Source organism: Coriobacteriaceae bacterium, from assembly GCA_025993015.1.
Taxonomy (GTDB): domain Bacteria; phylum Actinomycetota; class Coriobacteriia; order Coriobacteriales; family Coriobacteriaceae; genus Collinsella.
Window position 1 is genome coordinate 1,383,175 of the sequence record DAJPFV010000001.1, and the last position, 12,545, is coordinate 1,395,719.

General features: G+C 60.4%; 11 protein-coding genes. 8 read left to right on the forward strand and 3 right to left on the reverse strand.

What is annotated here, in order from left to right:
• Positions 1-14: 14 nt before the first annotated feature.
• On the reverse strand, positions 15-1,034 hold the full coding sequence (gluQRS, locus tag OIL77_05885; protein ID HJI44931.1) for a tRNA glutamyl-Q(34) synthetase GluQRS: 1,020 nt from the start codon (positions 1,032-1,034) through the stop codon (positions 15-17).
• Positions 1,035-1,548: 514 nt separating this feature from the next.
• On the opposite strand from gluQRS, the gene OIL77_05890 reads away from it, so the two are divergent.
• Positions 1,549-3,495, forward strand: a complete 1,947-nt coding sequence (locus OIL77_05890) for a DUF2207 domain-containing protein (GenBank protein ID HJI44932.1) — start codon at positions 1,549-1,551, stop codon at positions 3,493-3,495.
• A gap of 138 nt (positions 3,496-3,633) precedes the next feature.
• On the opposite strand, the gene OIL77_05895 is transcribed toward OIL77_05890, so the two are convergent.
• Positions 3,634-4,275: a GNAT family N-acetyltransferase gene (locus OIL77_05895; GenBank protein ID HJI44933.1), complete on the reverse strand. Its 642-nt coding sequence runs from the start codon at positions 4,273-4,275 to the stop codon at positions 3,634-3,636.
• Positions 4,276-4,552: 277 nt separating this feature from the next.
• Between OIL77_05895 and purH the strand changes: the two genes are divergently transcribed.
• The 6 genes from purH (at position 4,553) to OIL77_05925 (ending at position 10,637) form a co-directional block, all read left to right on the forward strand.
• On the forward strand, positions 4,553-6,160 hold the full coding sequence (purH, locus tag OIL77_05900) for a bifunctional phosphoribosylaminoimidazolecarboxamide formyltransferase/IMP cyclohydrolase (GenBank protein HJI44934.1): 1,608 nt from the start codon (positions 4,553-4,555) through the stop codon (positions 6,158-6,160).
• Positions 6,161-6,241: 81 nt separating this feature from the next.
• Positions 6,242-6,973 (forward strand): hypothetical protein, encoded by a 732-nt coding sequence (locus OIL77_05905; GenBank protein ID HJI44935.1) that lies wholly within the window; start codon positions 6,242-6,244, stop codon positions 6,971-6,973.
• 179 nt (positions 6,974-7,152) lie between these two features.
• On the forward strand, positions 7,153-7,824 hold the full coding sequence (locus OIL77_05910; GenBank protein HJI44936.1) for a response regulator transcription factor: 672 nt from the start codon (positions 7,153-7,155) through the stop codon (positions 7,822-7,824).
• Between the two features lie 9 nt (positions 7,825-7,833).
• Entirely contained in the window at positions 7,834-8,877 is a 1,044-nt protein-coding gene (locus OIL77_05915) for a sensor histidine kinase (protein ID HJI44937.1), read from the forward strand.
• Between the two features lie 186 nt (positions 8,878-9,063).
• Positions 9,064-9,345, forward strand: coding sequence for a helix-turn-helix domain-containing protein (locus tag OIL77_05920; protein HJI44938.1), 282 nt, complete (start codon positions 9,064-9,066; stop codon positions 9,343-9,345).
• Positions 9,345-10,637, forward strand: coding sequence for a HipA domain-containing protein (locus OIL77_05925; GenBank protein ID HJI44939.1), 1,293 nt, complete (start codon positions 9,345-9,347; stop codon positions 10,635-10,637). The genes OIL77_05920 and OIL77_05925 overlap by 1 nt, the downstream gene beginning before the upstream one ends.
• A 197-nt stretch (positions 10,638-10,834) precedes the next feature.
• Here OIL77_05925 and OIL77_05930 read toward each other — a convergent pair whose 3' ends face one another.
• Positions 10,835-11,272, reverse strand: coding sequence for a universal stress protein (locus OIL77_05930; protein ID HJI44940.1), 438 nt, complete (start codon positions 11,270-11,272; stop codon positions 10,835-10,837).
• A 248-nt stretch (positions 11,273-11,520) separates the two neighbouring features.
• On the opposite strand from OIL77_05930, the gene OIL77_05935 reads away from it, so the two are divergent.
• Complete coding sequence (locus tag OIL77_05935; GenBank protein HJI44941.1) at positions 11,521-12,495, forward strand: undecaprenyl-diphosphate phosphatase; 975 nt, start codon at positions 11,521-11,523, stop codon at positions 12,493-12,495.
• The last annotated feature ends 50 nt before the right edge of the window (positions 12,496-12,545 follow it).

Consider the following 12,545-nt stretch of genomic DNA (forward strand, 5'->3'; position numbering starts at 1 on the left):
GGCGGGGTGGCTGGCTACTCGACCGTTACAGTGATGTTCTCCCGATGCGCACGGATAACATCCCAGCTAAAGTGCTCGACCAGCTGCTCGGCAGAACGCGGCGTGGTGTCCGGTGCGATGCCCGTTTGCCCGGCGAGCCAGCCCAGCAGTGCCTCGGGTGTGCCAAAGCGGGTACGGAGCTCGCCCAGGTCTAGGTCGCGGTCGCGCTTGGAAAGGCGGCGGCCGTCCGGTGACATGAGCAGCGGAATATGTGCGTAGTGCGGTGTGGGCAGTCCCAGCAGATGCTGCAGGTAGATCTGGCGCGGCGTGGAGCCCAGCAGGTCGCATCCGCGCACGACCTCGGTGACGCCCATGGCAGCGTCGTCGACTACCACGGCTAGCTGGTAGGCAAAAACGCCGTCGCTGCGGCGCACCAAAAAGTCGCCGCACTCGGTGGCGAGTGCCTCGCATTGGGCTCCGTATGTGCGGTCAACGAATTCGATCACGTCGTCTGCGAGGTCGTCGACGGTGGGCACGCGCAGGCGTGTGGCCGGGGCGCGCAGGGCGCTGCGGCGGGCAACCTCCTCGGCAGAAAGGCCTCGGCAGGCGCCGCGGTAGATGGGCGTGCCGTCGCTGGTGTGCGGCGCGCTCGCGGCGTGGAGCTCGGCGCGCGTGCAAAAGCAGGGATAGGTGAGGCCGGCGTCTTGTAGCCGGTGCAGGGCGTCCTCGTACAAGTCCAGGCGATCGTGCTGGTAGTAGGGGCCTTCGTCCCACTCAAGCCCCAGCCAAGCTAGGTCGTCAATCAATTGGGCGGCAAGTTCCGGGCGCTTGCAGCGATCGTCCAGGTCCTCGATGCGCAATACGATGCTGCCGCCCTGGCTGCGGGCCGAAAGCCACGCACACAGGCAACTGAACACGTTGCCCAGGTGCATGCGGCCCGAGGGCGACGGGGCAAAGCGGCCCACGACGGGCGCGAGGGCGGGGGCGAGCTTGCTGTTGGACGCCGTCGACGTGGCCACGGCGTGTGTTGCTATGTTGCATGCGTTGATATCCATGCGGACGAGTATAGCGCGGGGTGAGGTGGGGGGCGTCGTCGATGCTCGCGAGTTGCCGAGGCTGCGTGTTGTGCGCGGCGGGCACCGACTCAACACCTCGATTACCGCCCCAAGCTCAGCCCCTTCAACCCCTCAAACGACAGAAACCCCGGCAGCTCTTCGCAACTGCCGGGGTTTCCGCGGAAAAGGGGGACATGATCCTCAAGCGAACGGCAAAGGGGCAAACCGTTTTCGCTCAACTGCTTTATGCCCCTTGCTCGCGGACTCAATCAGTGCGCGTCGCGGCAACACAAAGCCGCTACACCTGTGACGGAGCTATGAAGTGGTATCTATTGCCGGAGCGGGCTATGCCAAGGAGTGTCCCAGATTGCCGGCAGATAAGGAACGTCCCCATGTGCCGGCCGCGGGCGTGACTTTCGTCCCGTTTGATACTCCGCTGGCCTAGATGTTCGTCATGTGCGCCCGTAAACGTGGGACAATGGCGTTGCTGGTATCACAGACAAAGGATGTGCCTATGAACGCCCCCGTTGCCAAAACCTGTCGGCAGCGCCGCCTGTTTGCGCGATTTGCTTCCGTCTGCGCACTCGTCGCGCTTGCATTGCTGCTACTGCCCGCCGCCGCACACGCCGACGGTTATTCCATGACCCAAACCTACATCAGTGCCACGGTCGAGGCCGATGGATCGCTGACCGTTGTCGAGGGGCGCCAGTTTGAATTCGATGACGACATCAACGGCGTGTTTTGGGAGATTAATACGGGTACCAACCAGCAGGGTGGCACGGCGGGCGTCGATGTGCTGAGTGTCGAGGAAGGGGACACCGCGTTTAACAAAGTCGATAGCGCGAACAAGGGCGACTCTGGCGTCTATACGATCGAGCAGGCCGGTGACGGCGTAAGGATTAAGGTGTTCAGCCCTCACGAGAGCGGTGACAGTGCAATCTATTACGTGAGCTACACCATGACCGGTGCGGTTATGAACTGGGCCGATACCGCCGAGCTCTACTGGAAGTTCGTGGGTGACGGCTGGTCGGCGGATTCCGACGATGTCGAGATGGAAGTGTACTTCGCAAATGCCGCTGCCGGGACGGCGGCCGTCAAGGGCGATAACTTCCGCGCATGGGGCCACGGCCCGCTGACGGGCGATGTATCGCTCGATGCGGACGAACCCATGGTCACCTATACCATTCCCTGCGTGCATCAGGGCGAATTCGCCGAGGCACGCATCGCCTTCCCCGGCGACTGGGTGCCGCAGCTTGCCGCTTCGGGCGAAGAGCGCATGTCAACGATCCTGAGCGAAGAGAAGGAATGGGCCGACGAAGCTAACGCCCGCCGCGCTCACGCTCGCATGATTGCCAATGCACTTGCCGTGCTAAGTGTTGTTGCGGCGGTGGCCTTTACCGGCACAATCGTTATGCTCAAGCTGCGCAAGCGCAAGCCCAAGCCGCTTTTCCAGGACGAATATTTCCGCGATGTGCCCTCGGCCGACCATCCCGCCGTGCTTTCGGCCCTCATGAGCTGGAACGAGGTGCCCGATCAGGCATATATCGCCACACTGATGAAGCTGACCGACGACCGCGTGATCAAGCTGGAAGAAGCGACCGAGACCAAGAAGAAGGGTCTGCTCCGTCGCGAAAAAGAGGAGCAGACGTATCGCATCACAGTGACCGACGAGGCCTGGAAGGCTGCCAAGAAGGACGGCATCGATCGCGATGTGCTCAAGGTCTTCTTCGCCGGCGTTAAGCCCGATAAGGACGGAGTCCGTTCGCGCACGTTTAGTGAGCTGGAGGAGTACGCTAGCGAGCGTACCACATCTGTTGGCGACAAGCTCGAGGACTATCAGAGCACAGTTAAGGGCAAGCTGGAAGCGCGCGAGCTTATAGCATCGGATGGCACTATCGCGATGGTGGCCGGCCTGGTTCTCGGCATCATCATTGTCTTTGGCATTCTGGGCTCTCTGTTCTATACCGACTTTGCGGACGCCAACGTCGGTGCCGCTATGATCTCGATCCCCGTCACGATCGTGGGCTTTGTCCTGAGCTGCACCTTCCGCCGTTACACGCCGGAGGGCGCCGAAGTGGCGGCTCGCTGCAAGGCGCTTAAGCATTGGCTCGAGGACTTTACGCGCCTGAAGGAGGCCATCCCCAGCGATCTGATTCTGTGGAACAAGCTGCTGGTGATGGGCGTTGCCCTGGGCGTTTCGAAAGAAGTGCTGCGACAGCTGGCCGAGGCCGTGCCTGCGGACCTGCGCAACAGCGACGATTTCTACGACAACTACCCCTGCTACTGGTGGTATTACCATCACTACGGCAACGAGTCTCCGCTCGATTCGTTCAATGATGTGTATCACGAGACCATCCGCGAGCTGGCTTCGAGTTCCGATAGCTCGAGCGGCGGCGGTGGCGGTGGCTTTTCCGGTGGCGGCGGTGGCGGCGTCGGCGGAGGCGGCGGCGGAACGTTCTAGCGCGCTCTGATTTTTGGGATGAATCTTCTCCGGCGACTGCCGACGGATCCATCCCTTTTTTATGCGCTACCTACGAAGACTGTCCCCAACGACTAGTCACTGGGGACGTTCCTAAATGACTAGGTATGGCTGCTGGGCCTAGGCTGTTAGGTCGAGTTCGTAGAGGAAGCTTTCGCGCGGCATGTCGTGACGGCGCTCTTCGCGGTTGGCGCGGTGCGTGGCCGTGCGCTTAAAGCCGTGCAGCTCGTAGAACTTCCACGAGCAGTTGGAGTCGGTGTACAGGTGCGCCCTCGTCGCTCCAAGCGAGGACAGGTGCGAGACCGCGGCATCGAGCAGAACCGTGCCAACGCCCAGGCCATGGACATCGCGATCCACGGCAAGCAGCGTGACCTCGTTGTCGTGCGGCAACGGGCTGCTCTCGAGCAGGCGGTTGTTGGTTCGGATGGTTGCGCGCACAAACGAGAGATATTCGGCGCAGGCATCAGGCTCCAGCTCACGCATCTGCGACAGCAACGCGCGTTCGGTATCCATCCAATGCTCGTTGATAGTGACGCCGGAGTTCTGTCCTGCGCGTGCAAGTGCAATGCCGCGCGCCTCGCCGTCAATCACCGCAACCTGCGAAAACGTCGATGACGAAAGGCAATAGGCGAGGTCGCACGCGGCCTCAAGGCGGTTGTACTCATCGTTATCCGAATTGTTATGCCAAAGCTGTTGTAGAATCAGCGCGATGGCGTCGAAGTCTTCGGTATCAAACGGTCGGTAGAGAACCCGCGAGACCATGGTGCCTCTTTCTTTTGCGGATGCATATCGAGCACAGTTCTACCACGCCATTGGCATCAAATTATGGTGCCCCTGTGTTCCATGAACTCACCGTGCCCAGTGCCGTGCCCATCCCTTCCGCTCACAAACTTTTTCTGCACATGCGCCCGTTGCGGGGTGCATCGATGCGCTCGATGCGCTACATTGAATCAGTATTTTCAATGCCGCTGCGCGAGCGCTGCAGATCGACGTATCACCGACTCACAGAGCACGGCGGCGTACCAGACAGGAGGACTGCATGGGATCTGATGTGAAGATCGCACGCGCGTTGATCTCGGTTACCGATAAGACGGGCGTCGTCGATTTCGCACGGACGCTGGTCGATGACTTTGGCGTCGAGATCATCTCTACGGGCGGCACGGCTCGTGCCATTGAGGACGCGGGCGTTCCCGTAACCCCCATCGAGGAGTTCACGGGCTATCCCGAGATGATGGACGGCCGCGTTAAGACCCTGCACCCCAAGGTTCACGGCGCGCTGCTGGCCCGCCGCGATTCCGAGCAGCACATGCAGGAGGCCGCTCAGCACGGCATTAAGCTGATCGACCTGGTCGTCGTCAACCTGTACGAGTTCGAGAAAACCGTCGCCAACCCCGAGGTCACCTTCGCGGACGCCATCGAGCACATCGACATCGGTGGCCCCTCCATGCTGCGCTCCGCCGCTAAGAACGCCGCGAGCGTTACCGTCATCTCCGACCCGGCCGACTATGATGCCGTCCTGGCCGAGATGCACGAGACCGGTGGCTGCACCACGCTTTCCACTCGTCGTCGCCTGCAGGTGAAGGTCTACCAGACCACCGCCGCCTACGACACGGCTATCTCCCGTTGGCTTGCCGCCCAGGCAAGCGACGTGGCGGACACTTCTGCCAAGCTTGAGATCTCGCTGGAGAAGGTCGACGACCTGCGCTATGGCGAGAATCCTCAGCAGAAGGCTACGGTCTATCGCTTTGCCGAGGGCTGCGAGAACACCGCGAGCTCGCAGTTCCCGCTCGTTGGCTCCGAGCAGATCCAGGGCAAGCCGCTCAGCTACAACAACTATCTGGATGCCGACGCCGCTTGGAACCTGGTCCGCGAGTTCGACGAGCCTGCCTGCGTGATCCTCAAGCATCAGAACCCCTGCGGCTCCGCCGCGGCCGAGGACATCACGGCCGCCTACGACCGCGCGTTTGCCTGCGATCCCAAGAGCGCCTTTGGTGGCATCATCGCCTGCAACCGCGAGGTTCCCTATGAGCTGGTCGAGCACTTCGCCGATCAGAACAAGCAGTTCGTCGAGGTTATCATCGCCCCGAGCTACACTGCCGAGGCGCTCGAGCGCATGGCCAAGCGCCCCAACCTGCGCGTGCTGGCTACCGGCGGCGTGGACCACGGCGCCCAGGTGGAGCTGCGCTCCGTCGACGGCGGCATGCTGGTGCAGGAAGTCGACCACGTGACCGAGGATCCCGCGACCTTCACGTTTCCCACCGACCGCAAGCCCACTGACGCCGAGATGGCCGAGCTCGAGTTTGCCTGGAAGGTCTGCAAGGGCGTCAAGTCCAACGCCATCCTGGTCTCCAAGGGCAAGGCCGGCATTGGCATGGGCCCGGGTCAGCCTAACCGCGTTGACTCTGCGCTGCTTGCCTGCGAGCGCGCCGAGGACTTCTGCGAGCGCGAGGGCGTGGAGAAGGGCGGCTTTGCCTGCGCAAGCGACGCGTTCTTCCCGTTCCGCGACAACGTCGACGTGCTTGCCGAGCATGGTGTGACCTGCATCATCCAGCCCGGCGGCTCCAAGCGCGACGACGAGAGCATCCAGGCCTGCAACGAGCACAATATTGCTATGGTGTTTACGGGCGCTCGCCACTTTAGGCACTAAGTTTCGCCCCGGGACAAAATAATCTCTGCAAAAGACGGTCGCTCCGTTTGGAGGGCCGTCTTTTTGGTATAAGAGGACGGAATGACTAACACGAAAGGTATGACCATGCCCCAGATTGATGATGCCGAGCTGTTTGGCAATGCCGAGGATCAGCGTGCGTACGAGGACTTTTGCGCCAATCAGGAGGCGGTCGAGAAGTTTACGCTCGACAAGCCCGCGCTTGTCTGCCGTTGGCGCATGTCCAACAAAAAGGTGCCCATGCTCAACCGTCACATTCGCGCGCTGTCCGAGCGTCTGGTGCAGGGCGAGCCGCTTACCCATAACATGCTCAGCTGGGCAAAGCAGCACGTTGAGTGGTCGCTTGCCGAGGGCGATTACACCGCGCGCGACGGCGTGCTCATGCTGGTGATCGACATCAACGGCAACGCCGCCATGACGGTGGGGGAGTACGAGCCGCTCGCCGATACGTCGGCCAAGGCGCTGCGCGCCCGCTCCGCTGAGGCCCGCTCCGAGGCCGACGAAACCGGCGTGGCGCCCGAGCTGCTCGCCGCCGTCAACAACGGCGAGCTTGCCTTTGTGGCGCCGGCGGACGAGTGCCTGTGCGGCATGGCGACGCTCATCGAGCAGCTGGCCCAGACCAAGGGCATCCCGGTCACGCGCGTAGACATTCCCGCGCAGCTTAAGGGCGCGCTGTTCCTAGTGAGCGACGAGCACGGCGTGGTCCCCGCGACCGAGACAGACGCCACCGAGGCCGACGCCGCTACGGTTGCCTTCTTCGCCGAAGGCTACGAAAAGCTCCGCGCCCGCCGCTAAATGATTTTCTGGGACGGGGATTAAAGAATCATTTTGGTCCCCGCCACCGCTACGAGTGCGAGGCGGACAAAACGCCCCCCGCTCGCGAACAGTTCTGTCACCTTGGCACCGCGCGCGGTGCACACCTGCAGTTTCGCAGCCATAATGGTGGCAAGACAACCAAGAGGGGAGCGGAACCCATGCCGCTGATCTATATCGTTGAGGACGACGAGCCCATTCGTCGTGAGCTTGTCGACATTCTTGCCCGCGCCGGGTTTGAAATCGAGGCCTGCGAATCGTTCGAGCACGTCTCGCGCGATATTCTCGCCGCCGCTCCCGACCTGGTGCTGCTCGACCTCACACTCCCTGTCAAAGACGGCCAGCACATCTGCCATGAGGTTCGCCGCGAATCCGAGGTTCCCATCATCGTCCTCACGTCGCGCACGACCGAGATTGACGAGGTCATGGCCATGACGCTCGGCGCGGACGACTTTGTTCCCAAGCCCTACAGCGCCCGTGTGCTCGTGGCGCGCATCAACGCACTACTGCGTCGCACCGCGGCGGCGGGCGAGCGCAGCACGCTCGTCCACAAGGGACTGGAGCTCGACCTCGCACGCTCCATGGTCACCAACACGCAAACGGGCACCAGCACCGAGCTCACCAAAAACGAGCTGCGTATCCTCTCGTTGCTTCTGAGCCGCGCGGGCAAGATCGTCTCGCGCTCGGCCATCATGCAGGACCTGTGGGACTCCGATGCCTTCGTGGACGACAATACGCTCACCGTCAACATCAACCGCCTGCGTACCACGCTCGAAAAAATCGGCATCAAGGGGTATTTGACGACGCATCGCGGCCAAGGCTATTCGGTCTAGGGGCCGGCTATGTCGTTTGGCAAGTTCTTTAAAGATGCGCTGCTTCCCGTCGCCGTGTGGACGTGCGGCGTGCTGCTGAGCTGCTTTGTGCTGACGGTCGCCGGTGCTTCGACATCTATTGTGGTCGTGGCGGTCGGCGTGTCCTTTATCTTTGGTATGCTCGGCATCGTGGTCGAGTACGCGCGCCGTCGCCGTTTTCTGCGTCAGCTGGAGCGTGCGGCCGAGGAGCTCGAGAGTCCCGCATGGGTGCAGGAGATGGTGCAATGCCCGACCTATGCCGAGGGCGAGCTCGAGTACGAGGTCTTGCGTCGCGTGGGCAAAGCTGCTTGCGACGAGGTTGCCGAAGGCCGGCGTCAGACCGATGACTATCGCGACTATATCGAGAGCTGGGTCCACGAGGCCAAGCTGCCCCTGGCGGCGGCCCACCTGATTTTGGAAAACCTGGACGGCAGCGAAGACGACCTGTCGCGCGTGGATGACCTGGGCCGTGAGCTGGCTCGCGTGGAGCGCTATATCGACCAGGCACTGTACTACGCGCGCTCGGAAGTCGTGGAGCGGGACTACCTGATTCGCCGCTGGGATCTCAAGACCTTGGTGACGGGCGCGATTAAAGCCAACGCGCGCGAGCTCATCGCGGCGCACGTGGCCCCGGTGTGCGAGAACCTCGACTTTGAGGTCTTTACCGACGAGAAGTGGCTCGAGTTTATCTTGGGGCAGCTCATCCAGAACAGCATTAAATACGCGTGCGAGGACGGCGCGAAGATCGTGTTTTCGGGCGCGTTGCTGGACGAGAGTCTGGCGAGTGAGCGCATTGAGCTCACTGTTGCCGATAACGGCTGCGGCGTGAGTGCGGCAGACCTGCCACGCGTGTTCGAGAAGGGCTTTACCGGCGACAACGGCCGCACCACCAAGCGCGCAACGGGCATCGGCCTCTATCTGGTGGCACGCCTGTGCTCCAAGATGGGCATCGACGTCACCGCGGCATCCGATTCCGGCGAAGGCTTTGTTGTCACGTTTGCCTTCTCAACCAACAAGTTCCAATACTTTGAGTAGTCAGCCCGTATAGCGTAGACGTTCAGGATCTTCCCATTTAAGAAGAAATCAGGCTTTTCGGCAGCTATATTCCCGAACGGGAACATTGCTAATGTAGTCAACACTATATTCCCGTACATGAACATAGTGCTACAGTTTTATACTATGTTCACGGGCAGGAATATAGCTGGAGGCGTTATGAGAACGGTGACAACGATTAAAAAGCTGGATGGGCGCGTCAAGCTCAAACCGTCGGAAGCCGCTTTCTCGGAGCGCACGGTTTTCGATCCCTCTGAGATAGGGAAGGCCCTTAGGCTCAGAAGGCGTGAGCTCGGCTTGACTCAACGTGACGTCGCGACTATGACGGGTCGCAGCCTTCGTGTGATTGGTGATATCGAACGGGGGCGGACAACGGTCGAAATTGGTGTCATTTTCGATTACGCCTCCATCGTGGATATTGATTTTATTCTGAAGGTGAGGGGGAAGTAATGGATGGCACGCTGTTCGTTCACCGTGAGTTTAATGGGTCTTACCAGCTGGTCGGCATATTGGAGGAAAATGCGGGGTTTCCGATATTCACCTATAGCCCCAAATATCTCGAGAGCGGTGATGCGGCGCCGATTTCGATCTCGCTGCCGTTGACGGCCGAGACATTTAGTCCGGATGCAACGGGTTCCTTTTTCTCCGGCATCATTCCGGAGGGGCAGCTCAACAGGGACCTTGAGAAAAGGGCGCGAGCGGAACGCGGAGATTACTTCAAGGTACTCGATTTGGTCCGCGATGAACCCGTCGGCGCCCTGGTTCTGACGCGAGAGCCTTCGGGCGACAGCCTCGAAATGGACTATGAAGAGATAGGTGCGGAACAGCTAAGCGGGCTGGCATACGCACCGGCGGAGGTTGCTTTTGATTTAGCGCTAGAGAGTCGAATCTCCCTTGCAGGTGCTCAGGCGAAGATCGGTCTCTACCATACGGGCGATGACCCATGTGGTGGATGGTACCTGCCTCATGGAGCGGCTCCATCCACGCACATTCTCAAGGCGGGGTCGAAAACGTTCCCGGGCGAGACAGTGTGCGAAGCGATGTGCGTGAGAGCCGCCTCTCTGATGGACCTATCGGCCGAAGAGTGTTTTCTTATCCGAGTTGAGGATGCCGAGCCAATTATCGCCGTGAAGCGATTTGACCGAGTAACGTCTGATGCCGGACGCTCGGTTGACGGATTGCCAATTCCATACCGTTTGCATCAGGAAGATGTTTGTCAGGCCAAGGGCGTCTCGCGTGAGCTTAAATATGAGCCGACGGGCGTCAATTACCTGGGGCTTATCGTCGATGCGGTGCGAAGGGCGTCGACGAATCAAATGGAGGACAGGTTCCTTGTCGGCTATAACCAGCTGTTCGACTATGCCGTAGGTAACTGTGATAACCATCTAAAGAACTGGTCGCTCGTATGGGACGAAAGTTGGAAGCAGGTGAGGTTGGCGCCGCTCTATGACGTGCTGTGCACAACGGTTTACCCCAGTCTCGTTCGTGAGATGGGCGTCTCGTTTGGTGGGAGCCGCAAGATTGACGAAGTAACGCGCGGGTCGGTGATGAGCCAAATGATTGGGGCGGGTTTGCCCGGGGGAATTGTCGCCGGAATGATTGCTGATACCTGCAATGAGGTTCCAGACGCGCTAAGAGACGCGGCGCGCGGTCTCAAAGAAGAGGGTTTTCCCGAGGCGGAGGTAATGTTCGAGAAGATCATTCCAGAAGTGCAAGCTCGTCTAAGCAGGATCGCCTTATAACAAAAACGTGCCGCCCCAAACAAAACGTGCCGCCCCAAACGGGGCGGCACGCCATTCCTCTATTCAGATAACTCGCTGAAGTACGGTGACGAAGGCGCAAGGCCGGGAGGGGTTATCAAGGCCGACATCCCGCAGCCGCGAAGCGGCGAGGACGTCGGCGTGATAACCCCGCAGGCCTTGCGCCGGCGGGAAGGAACCTACTTCACGACCAAGATGTCGCAGTCGGTATTGCGCAGCAGGAACGTCGAAATCGAACCCAGGAGCGCATACTTGATCGAGGACAGGCCGCGAGCGCCGCAGAGCACCAGGTCGGGCTTGACCACGTCGAGCATCTCGTCCTTGAGCGTCTCGCGAATACGGCCGGCGCGAATCATAACCTCGACCTCGGGAATATCGGGATTGGCCTTGGCCTCTTCGAGTTGCTTGGCGATGGAGTTCTTAAATGCCTCCTCTAGGCCGTTGACCAGATCGACCGGATAGGAACCGGCGCTCTCGAGTGCCGTGGAATCGATGACGTGGCCGATAATCAGCTTGGCGCCGTTGTTCGCGGCGACCTTGATGGCGCGTGCGAGCACAAAATCCTGCTGCTCGGTACCGTCGAGTGAAACAAATACCTTGGTATAGCCCTCGTTCATGGTTTCCTCCTTGGTCTATCGCACGGGCGCGGGGCTCGTGCGTCGGGCGGGCGCGGATGCGTGACCGCCGGACACTTTATCTTGTTGCAGTTATACCCAAGGATTTGGGTTTGACCGCTCGCAATTCTGTGAACGGGCGAGTTTTTTGGTAAGGGTAGGCGCAGGCGCGCCGCCAACGGTTGATAATGGGACATCGCCCGCACCGTCCGCAGAACAACTATCGGTGGGTGTCTAACGAGGGGGTCCCTTTGGATATCATTGAGCTTCTAAAATCTGCCTTCATGGGCCTAGTCGAGGGCATTACCGAATGGCTGCCTGTTTCGTCGACCGGTCACATGATCTTGGTGGACGAGTTCGTCAAGATGAACGTGAGCGAGACGTTCTGGAATATGTTCCTGGTCGTGATTCAGCTTGGCGCCATTTTGGCCGTCTGCGTCCTGTTCTTCTACGACCTCAACCCGTTTTCTCCCAGCAAGGGCAAGGAGGGCCGTCGCGACACCTGGGTGCTGTGGGGCAAGATTGTGCTCGGCTGCATTCCCGCCGCGGCGATCGGTCTGCCGCTTAACGACTGGATGGAGGAGCATTTCTATAATGCTCCCGTCGTGGCGCTGGCGCTCATTGTGTACGGCGTGCTGTTTATCGTGATCGAAAACTGGCGCGCGAACAAGCGCGACCAGGCCGCTCTTGCCGGTTCGTTTGGCGCGCGTGCCGTGGTGGCGGGCGGACGACCCGCTGGTGCGCATTTTGCCGCGCCCGCTGCGACTGCCGCTGCAGACGATGACGATAACCTGGACTTTGGCTCCATCACTACGCTCGAGGACCTGAGCTGGAAGACCGCGCTGGGTATTGGTTGCTTCCAGGTGCTCTCGCTGATTCCTGGCACATCGCGTTCCGGCTCTACCATCATCGGCGGCCTGCTGCTGGGCTGCACGCGCTCGGTGGCGTCTAAGTTCACGTTCTTCCTGGCTATTCCCGTTATGTTTGGCGCAAGTGCGCTCAAGCTGGTCAAGTACTTCGTTAAGGGTGGCACCTTCGGCACCAACGAGATCGCCATCCTGGGCGTGGGCTGCATCGTGGCCTTTGTGGTTTCGCTTATCGCCATCAAGTGGCTTATGGGTTTCGTCCGCCGTCATGACTTCAAGTGCTTCGGCGTCTACCGCATCATTCTGGGCATCGTGGTGCTCGCGTACTTCTTCGTCCTGGAGCCTATGCTCGGCCTGTAACTTGGTTGATGCTGCGCGGCGGCCAGAACGACAACTTGTCATTCAAAGAG